Raw genomic sequence first — 21,924 nt, forward strand, 5'->3', positions numbered from 1 at the left:
GCGCGCGGGCGCCTGTCGGCACCGCGACAGCCCAGGCGCTGGAACTCGGCCAGCGCGCGCGTCAGGCGCCGTCCAGCCAGGCGCAGATGCCCTGCCACTGCTCCAGGTCGCGCGCCACGCGGCCGGGCGACAGATCGAACAGCGACAGGCCGTGCGCCGCCAGGTGGATGTAGTTCTGCGTGTCGCGCAGGTAGCCCAGCACCGGCAGGCCCAGGCTGTCCACGAAGGCATGCAGCTTGTCCGCCGCGATGGTGCGCGCGTCCACGCGCATGCCCACGATGCCGATCGGCACGCCCGCGCTGCGACGGTGCGCGGCCAGCTCGTCCAGAAACTGGCGCGTGGCGAAGATGTCGAACACGCTGGGCTGCAGCGGCACGATGACACGGTCGGCCAGCTTGAGCATGTCCTTCAACCGCCAGCCGTGCAGGCCCGCGGGCGTGTCGAGCACGGCGTGGGTGGCGTGCTTGGGCGGCTTGTCGAAGCGATCGGGCTCCACGTCCCACGCGCCGATGGGGCGCGCCGCGGCCGGGCGTTGCTGCAGCCACAGCCGCGCGGACTGCTGGCGGTCCACATCGCCCAGCACCACCGCATGCCCGCGGCTGGCGTAGTAGCCGGCGATGTTGGTGGCCAGCGTGGACTTGCCCACGCCGCCCTTGGGATTTGCAACTGCGACCACGGTCATGCCTGCCTCCTGTGTTCCGTACCCGCGCGGGGCCAGCCCGCATCGTAGTGCCGGCGGTCACGGCCGCTGGCTCCACATAAGCAAAAACAGGCCTTAGCGCCCGTCCATCAAGCGCCAATAGCTATCATAAAAATAGCTAACCACCGGCTATCCGTGCTGCGTGCCGCGCTTGACGAAAAACAGCCCTGCGCCCACCAGCATCAGCAGGCCGCCAAACACGCGGTTCTGCGTGCGCATGGCGCGGCCGCTGCGCATCAGCGTGCGCAGCGCGCTGGCGCTGGCGGCGTAGCCGTTCATCACGATCAGGTCCACCGAGAGCATGGTGACGGCCATCACCAGCAGCTGGCTCCACAGCGGGCGCGTGTCGGTCATGAACTGCGGCAGCACGGCCACCATGAAGATGATGCCCTTGGGGTTGGTGGCATTGGTCAGCAGGCCGGTGAGCACGCGGCGGTGCCAGCTCGCGGGCTGCGCCTGCAGGTCGCCCTGCAGCGTGCCGGCGGCGCCCGCGCGCCACTGCATGAAGCCCAGGTAGATCAGGTAGCACGCACCCAGCACCTTGACGATGCTGAAGGCCAGTTCCGACGCCACCAGCAGCGAGCCCACGCCCGCGCCGGCCACCACCAGGATCAGCAACAGGCCCAGCTCCAGCCCCAGGATCGTGGCGCCCGCCTTGCGCACGCCGTAGGACAGCCCGTGGCTCATGGACAGCACGGCGCCCGAGCCCGGCGAGATGGCGATCACCCACGACGCCGCAAAAAAAGCCATCCAGGTATGCCAGTCCATGTCGTGGTCCGTTGGGAAATGAGGGGGAAGGAATGCGGCGATTCTATCGGCCGACGCAGCCGGCACGCTGCGCGGCGGTCCTCGGGCGTCCGGCATGAAAATGCGGCCTAGCGCTTTTCCATCCAGCGCTAACAGCTATCAAAACCAGAGCATCTACAGCACCCTGCCCGCCCGGCGGCCCCCCGCGCCTGCGCCGCCCGCGGGCCGGGTGCACAATTTCTGCCCGCGCCCGAGTGCGGCGCACGCACTCCCCGCATCACTTTTCGCGCCCTCTTCCTACACACCATGGCCCAAGCCCCCGTCTGGCTCACCTACGGATTCACCTATCTCGCCGCGGCCGTGATCGCCGTCCCCATCGCCCGCGCGCTGGGGCTGGGCGCCATCATCGGCTACCTGGCCGCGGGCATCGCCATCGGCCCCTGGGGCCTGGCGCTGGTGAGCAATGTGCAGGACATCCTGCATTTCGCGGAGTTCGGCGTGGTGCTGATGCTGTTTCTGGTGGGGCTGGAGCTGCAGCCCAGCCGCCTGTGGAGCCTGCGCCGCCCCATCTTCGGCCTGGGCACGGCCCAGATGGTGGGCTGCGCCGCACTGCTGTGGGCCGCGGCCTGGGCCTTCGGGCTGCCGTGGCGCGTGGGGCTGGTGGGCGCGCTCGGGCTGGCGCTGTCGTCCACCGCCATCGCGCTGCAGGTGATCCACGAGCGCAACCTGATGCGCACGGACAGCGGGCAGAAGGCCTTCTCGATCCTGCTGTTCCAGGACGTGGCGGCGATCCCCATCCTGGCGCTGCTGCCGCTGCTGGGCGTGGCCGCGCGCGCGGCCGAGCTGGACCATCCGCACGAAGTGCAGGAGCTGCTGCTGGAGGCGGCCAAGATCCTGGGCGTGGTGGGCGCCATCGTGCTCGGCGGGCGGCTCGCGCTGCGCCCGCTGCTGCGCTGGATCGCCAAGAGCAAGACGCCCGAGATCTTCACCGCCACCTCGCTGTTCCTGGTGGTGGGCATCGCCATGCTGATGCTGTCGGTGGGCCTGTCGATGGCGCTGGGCGCGTTCCTTGCCGGCGTGCTGCTGGCCGACAGCGAGTTCCGCCGCGAGCTGGAGACCGACATCGAGCCCTTCAAGGGCCTGCTGCTCGGCCTGTTCTTCATCGCCGTGGGTATGAGCATCGACTTCGGCGTGATCCTGCGCACGCCCTGGGGCATGCTGGCGCTGCTGCTGGGCTTCCTGGGCATCAAGGCACTGGTGATCTGGACGCTGGCGCGCGTGACCGCCATGCCCTACCAGGAGCGGCCGGTGTTCACGCTGCTGCTGGCGCAGGGCGGCGAGTTCGCCTTCGTGGTGTTCCAGGCCGGCGCGGGCTTTCGCGCGATTCCGGCCGAGATGGCGTCGCTGCTGATCGGCGCGGTAGCCTTGTCCATGCTGATCAGCCCGCTGCTGCTGGTGCTGCTGGACCGGGTGCTGCTCAAGCGCTTTGCCACGCTGAAGACCGCCCCGCAGGCGCAGGAGATCTCCGAGCCGCAGTCGGCCCCGGTGATCATTGCCGGCTTCGGGCGCTATGGGCAGATCGTGGCGCGCATGATGCTGGCGCAAGGCGTGCCCGCCACGGTGCTGGACCATAGCGTGGAGATGCTGGAGGTGGCCCACACCTTTGGCTACCGTGTGTTCTATGGCGACGCCACGCGCGTGAACCTGCTGCGCATGGCCGGCGCCGAGCATGCGCGCATCCTGGTGGTGGCGGTGGATGCGCCGGAGCAGTCGCTCAAGATCGTGCAACTGGCGAAGAAGCACTTTCCCCAGTTGCAGATCGTGGCGCGCGCGCGCGACGTGACGCACTGGCACGCGCTGCGCGATCTGGGCGTGGAGCATGTGGAGCGCGAGGTGTTCGAGTCCAGCCTGCGCACCGCACGCACCGTGCTGGAGCTCAACGGCCTGTCGGCGCAGGAGGCCGACACCTTGGCCGAGCGCTTCCGCGCGCACAACATGGCGCTGTCCAACCGCATGTACGAGCACCACAACGACCGCGAGGCCATGATCGCCGTCGCCAAGCAGGGCCGCGCCCAGCTGGTGGAGCAGATGGCCAAGGAGCGCCAGGAACGCCTGGCCGCGGCGGAGGCTGGCGCCGGCCTGCCGCCCGATGTGCCCCAGGCACCCAAGGCTCCATAACAAAAGAGCCTGTAGCGCCCGCCTATCAAGCGCTACAAGCTCTCGTATCAATAGCAGATTACCGCTACCCCTCCACACGCCGTGTGAGGGAGGGGTAAGCGGCTGCACCGCTCAGCGAAGGGTCAGTCGGCCGTCGCGCCGGACTCCTTCACCACCTTGCCCCACTTCACGCTTTCGGCCTTGATGAAGGCGGCGAACTGCTCGGGTGTCTCGGCCACCACGTCACCGCCCTGCTCCGCGATCTTCTTCTTCACGTCGGCCTGGTTCAGCACCTTGATCAGCGCGGCGTGCAGCTTGTCCAGCACCGGCTTGGGCGTGCCGGCCGGGGCAAACATGCCGAACCAGGAGGTTGCCTCGTAGCCGGGCACGCCGGCTTCGGCGATGGTCGGCACGTCAGGCAGCTCGGGCGAGCGCTTGGCGGTGGTCACGGCGATGGGGCGCAGCTTGCCCGAGCGCACGTGCTGGATGGCCGAGGGCATGTTGTCGAACATGACGGAGGTCTGGCCGCCCAGCAGGTCGGTCATGGCGGGGGCGCTGCCCTTGTAGGGGATGTGCAGCAGGTCGGTGCCGGTCATGCTCTTGAAGAGCTCGCCCGACACGTGGGGCGACGCGCCGCTGCCGGGCGAGCCAAAGGTGATCTTGCCGGGGTTGGCCTTGGCGTAGGCGATCATTTCCTTCACGGTCTTGAACGGCTGGCTGGGGTGGGCCACCAGCAGGTTGGGCACCGTGGCCACGCGCGACAGCGGTGCAAAGTCCTTCACCGGGTCGAAGGGCATCTTCTTGTACAGCGACTGGTTGATGGCGTGCGTGCCCACCGTGCCCATGAACAGGGTGTAGCCGTCGGCTGCGGCCTTGGCGGCCAGCGATCCGCCAATGTTGCCGCCCGCGCCGGGCTTGTTGTCCACCACGACGGACTGGCCCAGCTCGGTGGTGAGGCCCTGGCCCACGATGCGCGCCAGGATGTCGGTGGTGCCGCCGGCCGAGAACGGCACGATGATGGTGATGGGCTTGGTGGGGAAGTTCTGCGCCAGGGCGCCCAGGGGCAGCGCGCCGGCGGCGGCCACGGCCAGGGAGGCCAGCAGCGTGCGGCGGGTGGTGTGATGAAGGTTGGTCATGCTTGTTTCCTCTTTCTCTAGGATTGGATGAATGGAAGGGAGCGGCGTGGGCAGCGCAGCAAGCCGCACTGCATCGCTACCTGCGGTCTCAGCCGCGCAGGAACTGCGCCAGGGCCTCGTCAAAGGCCTGCGGCGCTTCCAGGTTGGACAGGTGCGAAGCCGGCACCTCGGCCAGCCGCGCACCGGCAATGGCCGCCTGCATGAAGCGGCCGTCGGCCACGGTGGTCACGGGGTCGGCGCTGCCGGCCACGATCAGCGTGGGCAGGTCGATGCCACCGACCTGTGAGCGCAGGTCGGCCAGCGCCAGGGCTTCGCAGCAGGCGGCATAGCCCTCGGGGGCGATGCCGGCAATCCAGCTCTGCGCGCGCAGCACCACGTCCGGCTCGGCCGCGCAGAAGGCTGGGGTGAACCAGCGCGCGGGTGACGATGCGGCCAGCTCCGCCATGGCGTCACGGCCCTTTTCGCGCACCAGCGCGGCGCGGGCCTGCCAGCCTTCGGCCGTGCCGATCTTGGCGGCGCTGTTGCACACGGCCAGGCTCAGCAGGCGCTGGGGCTGGTGCACGCCCAGCCACAGGCCCGTGAAGCCGCCCATGGAGATGCCGCAGAAGTGCGCACGCTCGATCCGCAGCGCATCCAGCACCGCGACCACGTCGCCGCCCAGCAGTTCGAAGGTGTAGGGGCCGGGTGTCACCACGCTCGCGCCGTGGCCGCGCGTGTCGTAGCGCACCACGCGGAAGTCCTGGGCGAAGCGCGCGGCCTGCGCGTCCCACATCTCCAGCGTGGTGCCCAGGGAGTTGGAAAACACCAGGGCCGGGGCGCCCTCGGGGCCTTGCACGCACACGCGCAGGCGCCCGCCTTGCACGTCCACCCAGCGTTCTTGCTTGTTCATGCTCGCTCCTCGGGTCACGCCGCGCGCTTACACGCGCTCCAGCACCACGGCGATGCCCTGGCCCACGCCGATGCACATGGTGCACAGCGCGTAGCGGCCGCCCAGCGTGTGCAGCTGGTTCACGGCGGTGGTGGCCAGGCGCGCGCCCGAGGCCCCCAGCGGGTGGCCCAGGGCGATGGCGCCGCCCCACTGGTTGACGCGCTTGTCGTCATCGGCAACACCCAGGTCGCGCAGCACGGCCAGGCCCTGTGCGGCGAAGGCTTCGTTCAGCTCGATCACGTCCATCTGGTCCAGCGTCAGGCCGGTCTGGGCCAGCACCTTGCGCACGGCGGGCGCGGGGCCAAAGCCCATGATGCGCGGCGCCACGCCGGCCACGGCCATGCCCACCACGCGGGCGCGGGGCACCAGGTTGTATTGCTGGGCGGCCGCTTCGTCGGCCAGCAGCAGCGCGCAGGCGCCGTCGTTCACGCCGCTGGCGTTGCCGGCCGTGACGGTGCCGCCCTCGCGCACCACGCCCTTGAGCTTGGCCAGCGCCTCCAGCGTGGTGGCGCGGGGATGCTCGTCCTGGCTGACCACGACGGCGTCGCCCTTCTTCTGGGGAATGACGACGTTGACGATTTCCTTGGCCAGGTAGCCGGCGGCCATCGCGGCGGCCGCCTTCTGTTGGCTGGCCAGGGCCATGCGGTCCTGGGCCTCGCGCTCGATCTTGAAATCGTCGGCCACGTTCTCGGCCGTCTCGGGCATGGAGTCCACGCCGTACTGAGCCTTCATCAGCTTGTTGATGAAGCGCCAGCCGATGGTGGTGTCGTACACCGCGTTGCTGCGGCTGAAGGCGCTTTCCGCCTTGGGCATCACGAAGGGCGCGCGGCTCATGGACTCGACGCCGCCAGCGATCATCAAGCGCGCCTCGCCCGACTTGATGGCGCGCGCGGCGGAGCCCACGGCGTCCAGGCCCGAGCCGCACAGGCGGTTGATGGTGGCGCCGGGCACGTCGATGGGCAGGCCGGCCAGCAGGCTGGACATGCGCGCCACGTTGCGGTTGTCCTCGCCGGCCTGGTTGGCGTTGCCATACAGCACGTCATCCACCGCTGCCCAGTCCACGCCAGGGTTGCGCTCCATCAGCGCCTTGATGGGCAACGCGCCCAGGTCGTCGGTGCGCACGCTGGAGAGGGCGCCGCCGTAGCGGCCGAAGGGGGTGCGGATCGCGTCGCAGATGAAGGCTTGGCGGGCGTTGCTCATGGTGTCTCCGAGGGGAATATCAAAAAAGTGAGCTGCCAGCGCTTGTCCATCAAGCGCTGGAGGCCGTTTTGGTACTTATTGCTGTGCGGGCTGGATCGGCAGGCCGACGATGCGCTCCAGTTCCTCGTGCGAGAGGCCGGGCACGGTGTCGATCAGGCGCAGGCCCTGGGGCGTGCATTCCAGCGTGCACAGGTCGGTGTAGATGCGCTTGACGCAGGCCAGGCCCGTCAGGGGGTAGCTGCAGGCCTGGACCACCTTGCATTCGCCGGTCTTGCTAACCAGGTCCATCATCACCCAGGTGGACTTGGCGCCCACGGCCAGGTCCATGGCGCCGCCCACGGCGGGAATGGCGCCGGGCTCGCCGGTGCTCCAGTTGGCCAGGTCGCCCGTGGCCGACACCTGGAAGGCGCCCAGCACGCAGATGTCCAGGTGGCCGCCGCGCATCATCGCGAAGCTGTCGGCATGGTGGAAGTAGCAGCCACCGGGCAGCAGCGTCACGGGCTGCTTGCCGGCGTTGGTCAGGTCATAGTCCTCCTGGCCCTTGGCGGGCGCGGGGCCCATGCCCAGGATGCCGTTCTCGGAATGCAGCACCACCTCGCGGCCTGCGGGGATGTGGTTGGCCACCAGGGTCGGCTGTCCGATGCCCAGGTTCACATAGGCACCGTCGAAGATGTCCTGTGCCACTCGTGCGGCCAGTTCGTCCTTGGTTCGTTTTTGATAGCTGCTCACGCTGTATCTCCTTGGGCTGAACGGGCTTTACTTCTTGAATCCACCGGCCTGGGTGGCCACGCGCGGCACCTGGACGACCTTGCTCACGTAGATGCCGGGGGTGACCACGGCCTCGGGGTCCATCTCGCCCAGCTCCACCAGTTCGTGCACGGTCGCCACGGTGTACTTGGCCGCCATGGCGCACACGGGGCCGAAGTTGCGCGCCGACATGCGGTAGGTCAGGTTGCCCCAGCGGTCGCCCTTCTCGGCCTTGACCAAGGCCACATCGCCGTAGATGGGGTACTCCAGCACGTAGTGCTTGCCGTTGATCTCGCGGGTTTCCTTGCCTTCGGCCAGCTGCGTGCCATAGGCCGTGGGGCAGAAGAAGGCGCCGATGCCGGCGCCCGCGGCGCGCATGCGCTCGGCCAGGTTGCCCTGGGGCACCAGTTCCAGTTCGATCTTGCCGCTGCGGTACAGCTCGTCGAACACATAGCTGTCCACCTGGCGCGGGAAGCTGCAGATGATCTTGCGCACCTGCCCGCTCTTGAGCAGCGCGGCCAGGCCGGCATCGCCGTTGCCGGCGTTGTTGTTGACCACGGTGAGGTCGCGCGCGCCTTGGGCGATCAGGCCGTTGATCAGTTCAATGGGGTTGCCCGAAGTGCCAAAGCCGCCAATCAGTACGGTGGCGCCGTCCTGCACGCCCGCGAGCGCCTCGGCAACGGAATCCGCAATCTTGTTGATCATGTGTTGCTGGTCCAGTGAGGGAAAAGGAGCCGGCCCGGGCCGGCTGGCTATCGTGATCGTGTCACTTTGTTCGTATATAGAACAAATGTTCGTATAATGAATTTTAGGACGAACTGCCATGGATGACACCCCCCTTTCCGTAAGTAATACCCACAAGCCGGGGGATAGCTACGTGCAGTCGTTTGCACGCGGGCTGGAGGTGATCCGCTCCTTCAGCGCGGCGGCGCCGCAGCAGACCCTGAGCGAAGTCGCGGCACGCACCGGCCTGACGCGCGCGGGCGCGCGCCGCATCTTGCTAACGCTGCAGACGCTCGGGTATCTGGAGAGCGATGGCCGGCTGTTCCGCCTCACGCCGCGCATCCTGGACCTGGGCTTTGCCTACCTCAGTTCCATGCCCATCTGGGACCTGGCCGAGCCACTGATGGAGGCCCTCACCGACCGCGTGCACGAGTCCTGCTCCGCCGCCGTGCTGGACGTGCTGGACATCGTCTATGTGCTGCGCGTACACACCCACAAGATCATGAGCACCAACCTGGCCGTGGGCTCACGCCTGCCGGCGTTCTGGACATCGCTGGGCCGCGTGCTGCTGGCCGAACTGCCCGAGCAGGAACTGCGCGCCCGACTGGCCGCGCTGCCGCGCCAGCAGTTCACGCGCCACACGGTGCTGGACGATGCGACGCTGCTCGCGCGCATCGCCCAGGCACGCGCCCAGGGCTGGTGCCTGGTGGATCAGGAACTGGAAGAGGGTTTGATTTCGGTGGCAGCGCCACTCAAGAACCGGGCGGGCCAGGTGGTGGCGGCCCTGAACATCAGCGGCCAGGCCAATCGCACCAGCACCGAAATGCTGCGCGAGCAGTTGCTGCCCGAACTGCTGGCCACGGCCCAGACCATCTCGCGCATGCTGGGCACGCGCCGGCCCTGACGCACGTAGGACCTGGGCCAACGCCCGCGCGCACGGCGCAAACCGTGCGCGGCCATGGAACCTGCGTCAGGGCTTGCGCATGCTGAGTACCAGCACCAGGGCGCCCACGGCGATCGCGCCAATGCTGAGCCATTGAGGCACATTGACGGATTCCTTTTCCTTCACCGACAGCTCCAGCGGCCCAATGCGGGCCTGCGTGGTTTCCTTGGTGAAGCTGAAGCCCCCGGTGAAGAACCCGGCCAGGCCCAGAATCAGCAAGATCACGCCCAGAATGCGCATGCCCGTCATGGTGTCCACCTCTTTTTTATGTTGGTCGTAGGGTCGGCAGCCGCCTGCGGCGCCCGCCGCTACTGTAGAGCTGGGCGTAACCCCGCCGGCGTAGGAGGCCACCGCGACATCCCGCGGCAGACCCGCCACGTTGCATGCTACTCTGGAATCCATGTTCAATCCCACCCAAGCCGACGTACGCCGCTTCTTCTGCGCCACGCATGCCAAGCAGCAGGCCGGCCAGCCCATGGAGGCCATCGAGACGCTGGCCGGCCTGTGGATCGCGGAGCACCCCGAGTACCAGCCCGAGCTGGCCGATGTGGACACCGCCCTGGCGCGCAACTACGACGAGACGCCGGACCGCACCAACCCCTTCCTGCACCTGTCGATGCACCTCTCGATCAGCGAGCAGTGCAGCATCGACCAGCCGCGCGGCATCCGCCAGGCCGTGGAGCTGCTGGCCGCGCGCCTGGGATCGTTGCACGACGCGCACCACGCCGCCATGGAGTGCCTGGGCACCATGCTGTGGGAGGCCCAGCGCGCGGGTCGGGCACCCGACGGCAACGCCTATATCGCCTGCGTCCAGCGGCGCGCCACGCGGGGCTGAGCCGTGGTGCCGCGCGGTGCGGCGCCCGCGTAGTCGTGCGGGTACACCAGCACGTCGCAGCCCACGCCCCCCAGCAGCCGCTGGGCTACGCCGCCCAGCAGCAGATCCAGCATCCATCCCCGGCGCCGGTGCATCAGCGCCACCAGCTCCGCGCCCGAGCGCTCCTGCTGCACGGCCACCTGCCGCGCCACATCGCCCATGCCGACGGTCATTCCCACACGATTGCGCCGCGCCTCGAAGGCATCGGACAGCCGCACCAGCCGGTCGTGCGCATGCCGCTGCATTTGCGCGCGCCACGCGCGCACGGCCTGGGCCGATGCCTCGGCACTGCGCAGCTTGGCCTCATCGCGCAGGTCCACGGAATGGAACAGCTCCACCGCAGCGGCAGTGTCCAGCCCGCTCGCGTAGCGCACCATGGCATCGGCCGCCGGCGAAAAATCCACGGCCAGCAGCACATGCGCATAAGCCTCGCGCGCCGCACGCTGCACCACCAGCACGGGGCACGGACTGCGCCGCAGGATCTGGCTCAACGTGCCACCGCGCCACAACTGCTCCACGCCCTGGTGCGCGCGCTTGTCCAGCACCAGCAGGTCGGCGCCCTCGGCCGCGCGCAAGACCTCATCCACCACGCCGGCGCCGCGGTACGCCAGGGCCTTGACCGGCAGGTCGTGGCGGCGCGCCAGTTGGCGCGCGCGCTGCTCCAACCGCGCCTGCGGGTCGACGAACTTCGGGTCCGGCTGCTCCGCACCAAACAGAAGATGCAGGCGCGCCTTGTGCTCGGCAGCCAACAGCGCGGCACGGTCAAGCGCATGCTCCGCCGCGGTCGAGAAATCGGTGAGGGCCACAATGGTCTGAAGGCGCATGGTCAAAACTCCTGGTCAACAAGCGGGAACAACGGCGCACAAAGCGACCGTCAGCGGCGCGTCATCGGCGGGAAGAAGGTGCGCATCCGGGGTGCCGCACGGCGGCGCGCGCGGCAAGCAGGCCCCCGCGCACCGGAGCTGGCTGCCCGGCGGTACGCGTGACGCTTGGATGAAAGGAGTGGAGAACCGCCGGGCCTAGTGATCTGCGGCCGGCGAAGCTGGTTTCAGAACACCCATCCTGCGCATGGCGCGCGCCATCACGACGGCTGCAGATGCAAGCCGCGCGATACGGACGCACGGGGTGGAAACCAGGAAACGCATAGTGCCGATTGTAGGAAGTCCCTCCCTCCGGGGCAACCATTCCGCACCTGGGCGTGCCAGATAAGGGAACCCGGCCCGCGTGCCTCACCCGGGCGTAAAAAAACCCGCGTTGGCGGGCTTCTTCGGGTGCGTGCCACGGTCAGCGAAAGCGCGGCTGCGGAACGACCTGCAGGTCTCCATCAAGCGAACCCAGGTAACCCGCCAGCGCCTTCAGCTCGGCGTTGGAAAACTGCTTGGCGATGCCGGCCATCACGCCGTTGCTGCGGCCCACGTACGCGCCCTTGTCGGTCTTGTACGACTTGAGCGCCACGAACAGGTAGTCCGCATGCTGGCCCGCGATCTTGGGATAGGACGGGTCGATGGGCTTGGCGAAGTTCTCGCCGTGGCAGGACACGCAAGCGCCCTTTTGCAGCAGCTGCGCCACCTGGGCATTGGGTTCGCGCGAGGGCTTAGCGGGTGCCCCGGCGCTCGTGCCGTGCTCGGCATAGTAGGCCGACACATCGGCGATGTCCTGCTCGGACAGCGAATCGGCGATGCCGCGCATGGTGGGATGCTTGCGATCGCCCTTCTTGTAGGCGTCGAGTGCGGAGGCGATGTACTTGGCACCCTGGCCGGAAATCATCGGCACCTTGTGCACTTCGGGGAAGCTGGCCTGGTAGCCCGGGATGCCGTGGCACCCGATGCACATGGCGATCTTTTGCGCCCCAGCCTTGGCATCTCCCTTGATCTCCTCGGCATGGAGAAAACCGGTCGCACAAGCGACAGACAGGCCGAATATCGTGGTCAGTGTCTTCTTCATTTTGCGCGCACAATCAGGCGATTGGTTGTCTCCGCGTTCTAGTTCGTGGACGATTATAGCCAGCGCTTGTCAAGCCCTTTCATCAACGATTTCCCTATTCCCAGGCCCATGAAATTCCAAGGATCCCAGAATTACGTTGCCACCCAGGACCTGATGCTCGCGGTGAATGCAGCCATCACACTCCAGCGCCCGCTGCTGGTCAAGGGCGAGCCCGGCACGGGCAAGACCATGCTGGCCGAGGAAGTGGCCCAGGCGCTGGACATGCCGCTCCTGCAGTGGCACATCAAGTCCACCACCAAGGCGCAGCAGGGCCTGTACGAATATGACGCGGTGAGCCGCCTGCGCGACTCGCAACTGGGCGAAGAGCGGGTCAAGGACATCCACAACTACATCGTCAAGGGCGTGCTGTGGCAGGCCTTCACGGCCGACAAGCCGGTGGCCCTGCTGATCGACGAGATCGACAAGGCCGACATCGAATTCCCCAACGACCTGCTGCGCGAACTCGACCGCATGGAGTTCTACTGCTACGAAACGCGCGAGATGATCCGGGCCAAGCACCGCCCGCTGGTGTTCATCACCTCCAACAACGAGAAGGAGCTGCCCGACGCTTTCCTGCGCCGCTGCTTCTTCCACTACATCAAGTTCCCCGAGGCCGAGACGATGAAGAAGATCGTCGACGTGCACTTCCCCACGCTCAAGAGCGAACTGCTCACCGTGGCGATGAAGACCTTCTACGACGTGCGCAACCTGCCCGGCCTGAAGAAGAAGCCCTCGACCAGTGAGCTCATCGACTGGCTCAAGCTGCTGGTGGCCGAGGAGATCCCTCTCGAAGCCCTGCAAAGCGCCGACAACAAGGTGGCCGTGCCGCCGCTGGTGGGCGCGCTGCTCAAGAACGAGCAGGACGTGAGCCTGTTCGAGAAGCTGGTCTTCATGAACCAGCGCAACCGCTGAGCCGGAGCCCGTCATGAGCACTGCACAGCGGCTTCTGATGGAAGGTGCGTCCGACGCGATAGGGTTCGTGGGCGGCGCGCTCGCGGGCTATGGCGTGGGCCTGCTGCTGGGGATGGATATCTTCAGCGAGGGCTACGGGGCGGCCAGCATTGCAGGCATCGCCCTGGTGGGCATCGGGGGCGGGCTGGGCCTGCACCTGGCACGGCGCTGGCGTGCGGCCCGCAGCGCGCGGAAAGAATGAGCAAGGAGCGACAGTCCATGGCCTTCGTCGAGCCCGTCACCCTGCGCCAGAGCGGCCTGCGGCTGGAGCCCCTGGCCCTGGCGCATGAAGCCGGCCTCGCCGCCGCCGCGGCCGACGGCGAGCTGTGGAGACTGCGCGTCACCAGCGTGCCCGAGCCGCAGGACACGCGCGCCTACATCGAGACGGCGCTGCGCATGCGCGACGAAGGCAACCGTTTCGCGTTTGCCGTGCTCGACGATGCCACGGGCCGCGTGCTGGGCACGACGAGCTACCACGACATCCTGCCCGCCGTGAAGCGGGTGGAGATCGGCTACACCTGGTACCGCCAGAGCGTGCAGCGCACGCATGTGAACACCACTGCCAAGCTGCTGATGATGGGCCATGCCTTCGACACGCTGGGCTGCCACGTGGTGGGCTGGCGCACGGACAACTTCAACTTTGCATCGCAGCGCGCCATCGAACGCCTGGGCGCGAAGAAGGACGGCGTGATCCGCGGCCATGCGCTGCGCCGCGACGGCACCATCCGCGACACGGTGATGTACAGCATGCGCAGCGGCGAATGGCCCGAAGCGCGCGCGCAGTTGCTATACCTTCTGCAGCGCCATGCGCCCGCTGAATAAGCGCTGGAGGCCTGTTTCATGTTGATCGACTTCTTCTACACCCTGCGCGCCGGCAAGCTGCCGGTGTCCGTGAAGGAATTCCTCACGCTGCTGGAGGCGCTGCAGGCCGGCGTGGTCGGCCCCAAGTCCGACGACGCCTGGAGCCTGGACGACTTCTACTACCTCGCGCGCACCGCGCTGGTGAAGGACGAAAAGCACTTCGACAAGTTCGACCGCGCGTTCGCGGCCTACTTCAAGGGCGTGGAAATGCTGGCCGACTTCCGCAAGGAGATCCCCGCCGACTGGCTGCGCAAGATGCTGGAGCGCGAGCTGACGCCCGAGCAGAAGGCCGCCATCGAGAAGATGGGCTGGGACGAGCTGATGGAGACGCTCAAGAAGCGCCTGGAGGAGCAGAAGGAGCGCCACGAAGGCGGCAACAAGTGGATCGGCACGGGCGGCACCAGCCCCTTCGGCCACGGCGGCTACAACCCGCAGGGCATCCGCATCGGCGGCGCGGGCAAGAACAAGAGCGCCGTGAAGGTGTGGGAGCAGCGCGCCTACCGCGACTACGACGACACGCAGGAGCTGGGCACGCGCAACATCAAGGTGGCGCTGCGCCGCCTGCGCAAGTTCGCACGCGAGGGGCATGAGCTGGAGCTGGACCTGCCGGACACCATCCGCGCCACGGCGGCCAACGCGGGCTGGCTGGACATCAAGATGGTGCCCGAGCGCCACAACAACGTGAAGGTGCTGCTGCTGATGGACGTGGGCGGCACCATGGACGAACACATCCAGCGCGTGGAGGAACTCTTTTCTGCCGTGAAGAGCGAGTTCAAGCACCTGGAGTTCTACTACTTCCACAACTGCGTTTACGACTTCATGTGGAAGAACAACCGCCGCCGCTTTGCCGAGAAGTTCCCAACCTGGGACATCATCCGCAAGTACAACAAGGACTACAAACTCATCTTTGTGGGCGACGCCACCATGAGCCCGTACGAGATCCTGCAGCCCGGCGGCAGCGTGGAATACAACAACGAGGAGCCCGGCGCAGAGTGGTTGCAGCGCCTCACGCACGCCTTCCCCCGGTTCGCGTGGATCAACCCCGAACCCCAGGGCGTGTGGCAGTACCGCCAGAGCATCAGCATCATCCAGCAGCTCATGGGCGATCGCATGTACCCTTTGTCACTCAAAGGCCTCGAAGAAACGATGCGGCTTTTGTCAAAATAGCCCGCATGACCAAGCCAAGCTCAGCGCCGGCCCGGTGGTCGGCGTTGCTGTTTCTGCTGATCGGCCTGGCCCTCTTGCAGGGCTGCAGCCTGCTGCAGCGCCCCTCCCCCGCGCCGCACGACGCACCCTCTTCCATCACCTCCGAGGCGGTCCCGGACTCCGGCCCCGATGCGTTCGCGCTGGATGTGCAGGTGGAGGACGACACCCTGCGCGAGTACCTCACGCGCCATCTGGAGCTGCAGCGCTTTCGCCAACTGCCCGACCTGCAGGCGCATGAACTCACGCGGCTGTTGGGTTCGGCCGACGCGAACGCCCGCGACCTGCTGGCCACGCAGGGCTACTTCAGTCCCGAGATCACCATCGAGCTGCGCGAGCAGGCCACCGACGCCGACGCGCCACCGCGCACCGTGCTGGTCAGCGTGTCGCCCGGCCCGCGCACGCACATCGCCAGCGCCGACATCACGCTGATGGGCGAGGACGGCCACGGTGCCGACGCAACCGAGCTGGCGCGCCGCCAGGCCCGGTTGCAGCGCGGCTGGTCGCTGCCGCCCGGCGAGCCGTTCACGCAGGAGGGCTGGGACAGTGCCAAGAACCAGGGCCTGCGCGATCTGCAGGCGCGCCGCTACCCCACGGCGCGCATCGCCAGCAGCCGCGCCGAGGTGGACGCCGACCGCGCCGAGGCCAAGCTGCAGGTGGCCTACGCGCCTGGCCCGGCTTACCGTTTTGGCACCCTGCAGATCCAGGGTGGCGAGCGTTACGACAACGAGGGCCTGCGCCGCATTGCGCGCCTGCCCACGGGCGAGGTCTACAGCGAGGCGCGCCTGCTGGACACCCAGCAGCGCCTGGCCAGCAGCGGCTATTACGACGCGGTGTTCCTCACGCTGGACACCGAGCACGGCGATCCGCAGGCCGCGCCCGTGATTGCCCAGGTGCGCGACGCGCCGCTGCAAAAAATGGTCTTCGGCGTCGGTATCTCCACCGACAGCGGACCGCGCCTGTCCATGGACCACACGCACAACCGCCTGCCGGGCTTGGGCTGGCGCGCCGTGAGCAAGGTGGCGGTGGACAACAAGCGCAAGCTGCTGTCCACCGACTGGACCGGGCTGCCGCATGCGAACGGCTGGCGCTGGTTCACCGGCCTGCAGCTGCAGCGCGAGGCCACGGGCAGCTACGACGTGGACAGCTCGCGGCTGCGCGCCGGGCGCACCAAGAGCACGGACCGCATCGACCGCAGCTACTTCCTGCAGCACGACACGGCCAAGAACCGCGGCGAGGACGCGCCGCCATCCAGCAGTGCGATTTCCGCCAACTACGGCTGGACGGGGCGCTACTTCAACAGCAATACCAACCCCACGCGCGGCTGGGGCCTAGCGGCCGAGCTAGGCGTGGGCACCACGCTGCGCCCGGAGCGCGACCCCTTCGTGCGCACGCTGCTGCGCTGGCAGTCCTTCGTCGGCCTGGGCCGCGTAGACCTGGGGAACAACGTGCGCCGCGGCAGCCGCCTGTCGCTGCGCCTGGAGGGCGGCGCGGTGCTGGCGCGCGACGGCGCCGACATCCCCGTCACCCAGCTGTTCCTGACCGGCGGCGACACCACCGTGCGCGGCTACGGCTACCGCAGCATCGGCGCGCGCACCGACGCGGACAAGCTCTTCGGCGGGCGCTACATGGCCGTGGGCAGCGCCGAATGGCAGCGCCCCATCACCGTGCGCGGCAACCGCACCGACTTTGAGAGCGCCCTGTTCATCGACGCCGGCGCCGTGGCCGACACACCTGGCGATCTCACGGCGCGCGTGGGCGTGGGTGCAGGCCTGCGCTGGCAAAGCCCGGTGGGCCCGCTGCAGGCCGACCTGGCCTATGGCCTGCACACGCACCAGGTACGGCTGCACCTGCGGCTGGGCTACACGTTCTGATATGCAAAAAAGTGAGCTGCCAGCGATTGATACACAAGGGATTCTGATGGTTTTCTTTTCGAATTCCTTTACTGGCAAGCGCTAGCAGCTATTGTTTTTAAACCTCCATGACCCACCCCTCCAGCCACCAGCCCTACGCCGCAGGCGCGACGCCCACGCCGCGGCCGCCGCCGCGCCGCCGCGCCGGGCGCTGGGTGCTGGCTGCGCTGGGGGGCCTGCTCATGGCGGCGCTGGTGCTGCTGGGCGGGCTGTGGTGGTGGGCCGGCAGCAACACCTCGCTGGCCAGCGCACTGGCGCGCGCGGCGCAATACCTGCCCGAGGGGCAGAGCCTGCAGGCGCGCGACGTGAGCGGCTCGCTGCGCTCGGGCGGCACGATTGGCTGGCTGCGCTGGAGCAGCCCCACGCTGGCCGTGGAGGTGCGCGACGCGCGCATCGCCTGGAGCGTCGCGCCGCTGCTGCGCCGCCAACTGCGCCTGGGCGAGGTGCGGGCCGCGCAGGTGCTCATCACGCCGCAGGATGCGCCCGGCCCGCAGGAGCCCACCCCGCCGCTGCAGCAACTGGTGCTGCCGCTGCGGATCGAGTTGCCCTTCCACGCGGACCGCATCGACTGGGCCGGCAACACCGTCGCCGAGCAACTGGAGGGCACCTACCGCTACGACGGCGAGCAGCACCGCCTGGCGGTGGACCAGGTCACGCTGGCCCAGGGCCGCTACGCGCTGCTGGCCACGTTGCAGGCCCAGGCGCCCATGGCGCTCACCGCCACGCTCAACGGCACGCTGCGCACGCCAGTGCCCGGCAGCGCGCAACCCTTGCAGGCCCTGGCCCAGGCCAGCGCGCAGGGCACGCTGGCCGGCGCGGGTGCACAGATCCAGCTCACGGCCCAGCTGCGCGGCACCGATGGCGCAGGCCCCGCTCATCCACCGCTGCGTGCCGACCTGCAAGCGCGCATCGCCCCCTGGGCCGACCAACCGCTGCTGCAGGCCGCGGCCGAGGTGCAGGCCCTGGACCTCGCCGCGCTGTGGCCGCAGGCGCCCGCCACCCAACTCAGCGGCACCGCCGCGCTGGAGCCCGCCGAGGCCAACGCGCCCGGCTGGCAGATTCAGGCCGCGCTGCGCAACGCCCTGCCCGGCCCGTGGGACCAGCAGCGCCTGCCTGTCGACACACTGCAGGCCCGCGCCGCGTTCGACGGCACCACCTGGACCGTGTCCGAATCGCTGGCGCGGGTGGGCAGCGGCAGCGTCACGCTGCAGGGCGCCTACACGCCCGCCACGCGCGCGCTGCAGGGCCAAGCCGAGGTGCGCGCCCTCAACCCTGCGGCGCTGCACACCCTGCTGGACGCTGCGCCCGTGAACGGCGCCGCCAGCGCCGAAAGCCGCGACGCTGCCGAGGGCGGCGCCGTGCGCTTCAGCGCCGACCTGCGCGCCGCCGGCCGCCCCGCCCCCACGGCCGCGGCGAAGGCGGGCGCCCCCGCGCCGCTGCGCCTGGACCAGTTGACCGTGCAGGGCCAGTGGCAGGGCGATCGGATCGACATCGCCCGCCTGCAGCTGGACGCCCTGCGGGCGCAAGTGCGCGCCCAGGCGCTGCGCATCGACCTGGCGGGACCGGCCGTGCAAGGCGCGCTACAGGCCACGCTGCCCGGCGCCAGCGCGCAGTTCGACGGGCAACTCGCACCCCAGCGCGGCAACGGCACGCTGGACCTGCGCATGACGGACGCGCAACGCGCGCAGCGCTGGCTGCAGGGCCTGCCGGGCCTGCCCGCCGCATTGGCGGGCTGGAGCCTGGACGGCAACGCCACGCTGGCCGCCACCTGGCGCGGCGGCTGGCACGACCTGCAGCGCCAACTGCAGGCCGCGGGCCTGCCGGCAGGCACGGCCGTGGCTGCCGCAACCGCGCCGCAGCGCTTTGACCTGCAGGCCCAGCTGTCCGCGCCGCGCCTGCAGATCGCGCGCGCACCCCAGCCCGGCACGGACGCGGGCCCGCTCACGCTGGAGCTGCGGCGCACCACCGCCACGCTGCAGGGCTCGTTGGCGCGCGCCGCGCTCGACTGGGATGGCGAGCTGCGCCACGGCCCGCAGCCTGACGAGGGCCCTTCCGCCCGCAGCGCCACCCTCACGGGCCAGCGTGCCCAGCTGCGCCTGCGCGCCACGGCGGCCAGCCGCGGCGCGGGCCAATGGCAGGCCCAGTTGGAATCCCTGCAGATGCAGGCCGACGCGGCCGGCCAGCCCGGCCCGTGGAAGCTGCGCCTGGCCGAGCCGGTGGCCATCCAGCTGCGCCAGTCCCCCCAGCTGGTGGTGGAGGCCGGCGCCGGCCAGGCCTTCGTCGAAGGGCCGCGACCCGGTCATCTGCAACTGCGCTGGCAACCCCTGCGCTATGCCCAGGGCGCGCAGGGTGCCCTGCAGCTGCGCAGCCAGGGCGAACTGAAGGGCCTGCCGCTGGACTGGGCCAACGCCTGGCGCATGGACGGCGACGGCATGCTGGAGCGGGCGGGCCTGGCGGGCGACCTGCTGCTGGACGGCACCTGGGACATCGACGCCGGCGACACGCTGCGCGCCAGCGCCAGCCTGCGGCGCAGCAGCGGCGACCTGCGCATCCTCACGCTGGATGCCGCGCCCACCACCGTGGTGCACAGCAGCGGCCAGGGCAAGGGCGCCCAGGCGGCCCAAGCCACGCCCACGCGCGGCACGCCCGCCGGCGTGCGCCAGGCCGAACTCACGGTCAGCGCCGAAGGCCCGGCGTTGCGTGCCCGACTGGCCTGGGACAGTGAGCGCGCCGGCCAGTTGCACGCCGAAGGCAGCACCCAACTGGCGCGCACGCCCGACGGCTGGACCTGGCCCGCCGAGGCCCCACTGGCCGCCACCGTGCGTGCCGAACTGCCCGACGTGGGCGTGTGGTCCGCCCTGGCGCCGCCGGGCTGGCGCGTGCGCGGCACGCTGAGCGCCGACGCGCGCCTGTCCGGCACGCGCACCGCGCCGCAGTGGAGCGGACAGCTGGCGGCGGACCAATTCGCCATCCGCTCGCTGCTGGACGGCGTGGACCTGCAAGACGGGCGCCTGCGCGCCGCGCTGCAGGGCGACCGGCTCACCATCACCGAGCTGAGCCTGCACGGCGGCCAGGGCAGCCGCGCACGCATCGCGGGCTACAGCGGCAACCGCACCGCGGCGCCGCAGGACGGCGGCACGCTCACCGGCAGCGGCACCGTATCGTGGGGCACGGCGGGCGAAGGTAGCTCCGGCATCCGCATGGATCTGCGCGCGCAGGCGCGCGCGCTGCAGCTGCTGGTGCGCGCCGACCGGCAGGTCAGCGTCTCGGGCGACCTCACGGCGCGGCTGCAGGGCGGGCAATTCACGCTGCGCGGCCAGCTCACTACCGACCGCGCCACCATCATCCTGCCCGAGGCGGGCGCGCCCACGCTGGGCAGCGACGTGGTGGTGCGCTCCGCCGCATTGGACAAGCAAGCCGCCGCCAAGGCCGCGCGCGACGCGCAGCAGGCCCAGAAGGCCGAGGCCGGCGGGCAGGTGCAGGCCGCGCGCCCGCCCGACATCGCCGTCACGCTGGACCTGGGCAACGACTTCGCCCTGCAGGGCCACGGCATCACCACACGCCTGACGGGGCAGCTGGACATCCGCAGCAGCGGCACGGCCGGCGCCCCGCCGCGCGTGACCGGCGAGGTGCGCACCGTGCAGGGCCGCTACCGCGCCTGGGGCCAGGCGCTGGACGTGGAAACGGGCTTGCTGCGCTTCAACGGCCCCTACGACAACCCGTCGCTGGACGTGCTGGCCATCCGGCCCAACATCAGCGTGCGCGCCGGCGTGCAGGTCACGGGCACGGCCCAGTCGCCGCGCGTGCGCCTGTATGCCGACCCCGACCTGCCGGACGCCGAGAAGCTCTCGTGGGTGGTGCTGGGCCGCAGCGCCGCCAGCGGCGGCGCCGAGGCCGCGCTGCTGCAGCAGGCCGCGCTGGCTCTGCTGGGCGGGGGCTCCGGCAGCGGCACCGGCGGTATCGCCAAGCGCGTAGGTCTGGACGAGATCGGCTTCAAGGGCCCCGGCACGGGCGAGGACGCGAGCGCCGCCGCCCTCACCTTCGGCAAACGCCTGTCCAAGGACCTGTACGTGACCTACGAGCGCAGCCTCTCGGGCGTGCTGGGCACGCTGTACATCTTCTACGACCTGTCGCAGCACCTCACGCTGCGCGGCCAGACGGGCATGCAAAGCGCGGTGGACCTGATCTACACGGTGCGCTACGACTGAAGTTCTATGCCAAAAATCGGCCGTAACGCTTTCCCTTCAAGCGCAAGCAGCTATTAACTCAATAGCAAAAGGGCGGCATGGCACCGCCCTTACAATCTTGCCTCCCTCTCCGTAGTTCAATGGATAGAACGAGCGCCTCCTAAGCGCTAGATACAGGTTCGATTCCTGTCGGAGGGACCACTTTCCGGGCAGATGCCGGCGCAGGATCTAGCGCTCGCCATCCGTCCCAGACTTGGGGTCGGTTTCCGGTGCGGTGGGGTCGGTGTCCACCAGCCGGCCCGCCGCAGCGCCGCCCAGCGCCCCCGCCACACTGCCCGCCAGGGTGCCCACAAAGACGCCCACCGGCCCCGCCGTGGCAGCGCCTACGGCCGCGCCCGCAGCTGCGCCCGCCATCGCGCCGCCGCCCATCAGCACCGATTTGGATTCACGCTCCTGGTCTTCGGGCGGCAGGGGCTGCTGTGCCTGCGGCTCCGGGTCTTGCGACGGCACGCCGTGGCCGGGTCGTGCCTGTTCGGCCAGGTCGGGGTCGATGGGTGGGTTCTGGGGAAATCGCGGATCGGTGGCGTTCATGGCGCACTCCTTAAAACAGTGGTGGACGCACGCTGCGTGCGCCCGATACCCCCGTTGTAGTGTGGAGGTGGCTGCGGGCG

The 21,924-nt window shown here is 69.3% G+C and carries 20 protein-coding genes and 1 tRNA gene; 10 read left to right on the forward strand and 11 right to left on the reverse strand.

The features are described from left to right. Window positions 1–61 precede the first annotated feature (61 nt). Together PCQ86_RS16590 and PCQ86_RS16595 are read right to left on the reverse strand one after the other, a co-directional pair. A complete protein-coding gene (locus PCQ86_RS16590; RefSeq protein ID WP_103737138.1) occupies window positions 62–682 on the reverse strand; it encodes a ParA family protein in 621 nt (206 codons plus the stop codon). A 147-nt stretch (window positions 683–829) separates the two neighbouring features. Further along, on the reverse strand, window positions 830–1,468 hold the full coding sequence (locus tag PCQ86_RS16595) for a LysE family transporter (protein WP_270174243.1): 639 nt from the start codon (window positions 1,466–1,468) through the stop codon (window positions 830–832). A 285-nt stretch (window positions 1,469–1,753) separates the two neighbouring features. Between PCQ86_RS16595 and kefC the strand changes: the two genes are divergently transcribed. Further along, complete coding sequence (kefC, locus tag PCQ86_RS16600; RefSeq protein WP_270174244.1) at window positions 1,754–3,625, forward strand: glutathione-regulated potassium-efflux system protein KefC; 1,872 nt, start codon at window positions 1,754–1,756, stop codon at window positions 3,623–3,625. Between the two features lie 122 nt (window positions 3,626–3,747). On the opposite strand, the gene PCQ86_RS16605 is transcribed toward kefC, so the two are convergent. The 5 genes from PCQ86_RS16605 to PCQ86_RS16625 form a co-directional block, all read right to left on the reverse strand. Further along, window positions 3,748–4,740 carry a Bug family tripartite tricarboxylate transporter substrate binding protein gene (locus PCQ86_RS16605; RefSeq protein ID WP_270174245.1) on the reverse strand — a complete coding sequence of 331 codons (993 nt, stop codon included), beginning with the start codon at window positions 4,738–4,740 and terminating at the stop codon, window positions 3,748–3,750. An 88-nt stretch (window positions 4,741–4,828) separates the two neighbouring features. After that, window positions 4,829–5,629: a 3-oxoadipate enol-lactonase gene (gene pcaD / locus PCQ86_RS16610; protein ID WP_270174246.1), complete on the reverse strand. Its 801-nt coding sequence runs from the start codon at window positions 5,627–5,629 to the stop codon at window positions 4,829–4,831. A 27-nt stretch (window positions 5,630–5,656) separates the two neighbouring features. Further along, on the reverse strand, window positions 5,657–6,868 hold the full coding sequence (pcaF, locus tag PCQ86_RS16615) for a 3-oxoadipyl-CoA thiolase (RefSeq protein ID WP_015914173.1): 1,212 nt from the start codon (window positions 6,866–6,868) through the stop codon (window positions 5,657–5,659). Between the two features lie 75 nt (window positions 6,869–6,943). Then, entirely contained in the window at window positions 6,944–7,597 is a 654-nt protein-coding gene (locus PCQ86_RS16620) for a 3-oxoacid CoA-transferase subunit B (protein WP_088888401.1), read from the reverse strand. A 27-nt stretch (window positions 7,598–7,624) separates the two neighbouring features. Further along, on the reverse strand, window positions 7,625–8,320 hold the full coding sequence (locus PCQ86_RS16625) for a 3-oxoacid CoA-transferase subunit A (RefSeq protein ID WP_015914175.1): 696 nt from the start codon (window positions 8,318–8,320) through the stop codon (window positions 7,625–7,627). Window positions 8,321–8,438: 118 nt separating this feature from the next. Here PCQ86_RS16625 and PCQ86_RS16630 point away from each other — a divergent pair, with 118 nt between their 5' ends. Further along, window positions 8,439–9,242: an IclR family transcriptional regulator domain-containing protein gene (locus PCQ86_RS16630; RefSeq protein WP_270174247.1), complete on the forward strand. Its 804-nt coding sequence runs from the start codon at window positions 8,439–8,441 to the stop codon at window positions 9,240–9,242. A gap of 66 nt (window positions 9,243–9,308) precedes the next feature. On the opposite strand, the gene PCQ86_RS16635 is transcribed toward PCQ86_RS16630, so the two are convergent. Further along, window positions 9,309–9,530: a hypothetical protein gene (locus tag PCQ86_RS16635; RefSeq protein WP_015914177.1), complete on the reverse strand. Its 222-nt coding sequence runs from the start codon at window positions 9,528–9,530 to the stop codon at window positions 9,309–9,311. 151 nt (window positions 9,531–9,681) lie between these two features. On the opposite strand from PCQ86_RS16635, the gene PCQ86_RS16640 reads away from it, so the two are divergent. Continuing rightward, window positions 9,682–10,116, forward strand: a complete 435-nt coding sequence (locus PCQ86_RS16640; RefSeq protein ID WP_135149822.1) for a DUF1841 family protein — start codon at window positions 9,682–9,684, stop codon at window positions 10,114–10,116. On the opposite strand, the gene PCQ86_RS16645 is transcribed toward PCQ86_RS16640, so the two are convergent. Together PCQ86_RS16645 and PCQ86_RS16650 are read right to left on the reverse strand one after the other, a co-directional pair. Beyond that, window positions 10,077–10,979 (reverse strand): universal stress protein, encoded by a 903-nt coding sequence (locus PCQ86_RS16645; protein ID WP_270174248.1) that lies wholly within the window; start codon window positions 10,977–10,979, stop codon window positions 10,077–10,079. The genes PCQ86_RS16640 and PCQ86_RS16645 overlap by 40 nt on opposite strands. A gap of 460 nt (window positions 10,980–11,439) precedes the next feature. Further along, complete coding sequence (locus tag PCQ86_RS16650) at window positions 11,440–12,099, reverse strand: c-type cytochrome (protein ID WP_011806652.1); 660 nt, start codon at window positions 12,097–12,099, stop codon at window positions 11,440–11,442. Window positions 12,100–12,207: 108 nt separating this feature from the next. Here PCQ86_RS16650 and PCQ86_RS16655 point away from each other — a divergent pair, with 108 nt between their 5' ends. The 7 genes from PCQ86_RS16655 to PCQ86_RS16685 all read left to right on the forward strand — a co-directional run bounded on the left by PCQ86_RS16655 (window position 12,208) and on the right by PCQ86_RS16685 (window position 21,454). Continuing rightward, a complete protein-coding gene (locus PCQ86_RS16655) occupies window positions 12,208–13,050 on the forward strand; it encodes an AAA family ATPase (protein WP_270174249.1) in 843 nt (280 codons plus the stop codon). 13 nt (window positions 13,051–13,063) lie between these two features. After that, window positions 13,064–13,291 carry a hypothetical protein gene (locus PCQ86_RS16660; RefSeq protein ID WP_011806654.1) on the forward strand — a complete coding sequence of 76 codons (228 nt, stop codon included), beginning with the start codon at window positions 13,064–13,066 and terminating at the stop codon, window positions 13,289–13,291. Window positions 13,292–13,308: 17 nt separating this feature from the next. Further along, on the forward strand, window positions 13,309–13,911 hold the full coding sequence (locus PCQ86_RS16665; RefSeq protein ID WP_135149825.1) for a GNAT family N-acetyltransferase: 603 nt from the start codon (window positions 13,309–13,311) through the stop codon (window positions 13,909–13,911). Between the two features lie 18 nt (window positions 13,912–13,929). Beyond that, the gene (locus PCQ86_RS16670) at window positions 13,930–15,117 is read left to right on the forward strand and encodes a vWA domain-containing protein (protein WP_015914183.1); all 1,188 of its coding nucleotides are present in this window, start codon (window positions 13,930–13,932) and stop codon (window positions 15,115–15,117) included. 5 nt (window positions 15,118–15,122) lie between these two features. Continuing rightward, the gene (locus PCQ86_RS16675) at window positions 15,123–17,027 is read left to right on the forward strand and encodes an autotransporter assembly complex protein TamA (RefSeq protein ID WP_270174250.1); all 1,905 of its coding nucleotides are present in this window, start codon (window positions 15,123–15,125) and stop codon (window positions 17,025–17,027) included. Window positions 17,028–17,134: 107 nt separating this feature from the next. Beyond that, on the forward strand, window positions 17,135–21,274 hold the full coding sequence (locus PCQ86_RS16680) for a translocation/assembly module TamB domain-containing protein (protein WP_270174251.1): 4,140 nt from the start codon (window positions 17,135–17,137) through the stop codon (window positions 21,272–21,274). Between the two features lie 105 nt (window positions 21,275–21,379). Beyond that, window positions 21,380–21,454: transfer RNA gene (locus tag PCQ86_RS16685), tRNA-Arg, on the forward strand. Between the two features lie 27 nt (window positions 21,455–21,481). Here the strand turns inward: PCQ86_RS16685 and PCQ86_RS16690 are convergent. Then, window positions 21,482–21,844, reverse strand: coding sequence for a hypothetical protein (locus PCQ86_RS16690; RefSeq protein ID WP_220637930.1), 363 nt, complete (start codon window positions 21,842–21,844; stop codon window positions 21,482–21,484). Window positions 21,845–21,924 lie beyond the last annotated feature (80 nt).

This window comes from Diaphorobacter sp. ED-3 (genome assembly GCF_027625375.1).
Lineage (GTDB): Bacteria > Pseudomonadota > Gammaproteobacteria > Burkholderiales > Burkholderiaceae_C > Diaphorobacter > Diaphorobacter nitroreducens.

Coding starts and splice junctions, on each gene's coding strand:
- PCQ86_RS16665 (WP_135149825.1), top strand. CDS start 13,309: ATGGCCTTCGTCGAGCCCGTCACCCTGCGCCAGAGCGGCCTGCGGCTG.
- PCQ86_RS16645 (WP_270174248.1), bottom strand. CDS start 10,979: ATGCGCCTTCAGACCATTGTGGCCCTCACCGATTTCTCGACCGCGGCG.
- PCQ86_RS16690 (WP_220637930.1), bottom strand. CDS start 21,844: ATGAACGCCACCGATCCGCGATTTCCCCAGAACCCACCCATCGACCCC.
- PCQ86_RS16625 (WP_015914175.1), bottom strand. CDS start 8,320: ATGATCAACAAGATTGCGGATTCCGTTGCCGAGGCGCTCGCGGGCGTG.
- PCQ86_RS16670 (WP_015914183.1), top strand. CDS start 13,930: ATGTTGATCGACTTCTTCTACACCCTGCGCGCCGGCAAGCTGCCGGTG.
- pcaF (WP_015914173.1), bottom strand. CDS start 6,868: ATGAGCAACGCCCGCCAAGCCTTCATCTGCGACGCGATCCGCACCCCC.
- PCQ86_RS16630 (WP_270174247.1), top strand. CDS start 8,439: ATGGATGACACCCCCCTTTCCGTAAGTAATACCCACAAGCCGGGGGAT.
- PCQ86_RS16635 (WP_015914177.1), bottom strand. CDS start 9,530: ATGACGGGCATGCGCATTCTGGGCGTGATCTTGCTGATTCTGGGCCTG.
- PCQ86_RS16650 (WP_011806652.1), bottom strand. CDS start 12,099: ATGAAGAAGACACTGACCACGATATTCGGCCTGTCTGTCGCTTGTGCG.
- kefC (WP_270174244.1), top strand. CDS start 1,754: ATGGCCCAAGCCCCCGTCTGGCTCACCTACGGATTCACCTATCTCGCC.
- PCQ86_RS16605 (WP_270174245.1), bottom strand. CDS start 4,740: ATGACCAACCTTCATCACACCACCCGCCGCACGCTGCTGGCCTCCCTG.
- PCQ86_RS16595 (WP_270174243.1), bottom strand. CDS start 1,468: ATGGACTGGCATACCTGGATGGCTTTTTTTGCGGCGTCGTGGGTGATC.
- PCQ86_RS16660 (WP_011806654.1), top strand. CDS start 13,064: ATGAGCACTGCACAGCGGCTTCTGATGGAAGGTGCGTCCGACGCGATA.
- pcaD (WP_270174246.1), bottom strand. CDS start 5,629: ATGAACAAGCAAGAACGCTGGGTGGACGTGCAAGGCGGGCGCCTGCGC.
- PCQ86_RS16590 (WP_103737138.1), bottom strand. CDS start 682: ATGACCGTGGTCGCAGTTGCAAATCCCAAGGGCGGCGTGGGCAAGTCC.
- PCQ86_RS16655 (WP_270174249.1), top strand. CDS start 12,208: ATGAAATTCCAAGGATCCCAGAATTACGTTGCCACCCAGGACCTGATG.
- PCQ86_RS16680 (WP_270174251.1), top strand. CDS start 17,135: ATGACCCACCCCTCCAGCCACCAGCCCTACGCCGCAGGCGCGACGCCC.
- PCQ86_RS16640 (WP_135149822.1), top strand. CDS start 9,682: ATGTTCAATCCCACCCAAGCCGACGTACGCCGCTTCTTCTGCGCCACG.
- PCQ86_RS16675 (WP_270174250.1), top strand. CDS start 15,123: ATGACCAAGCCAAGCTCAGCGCCGGCCCGGTGGTCGGCGTTGCTGTTT.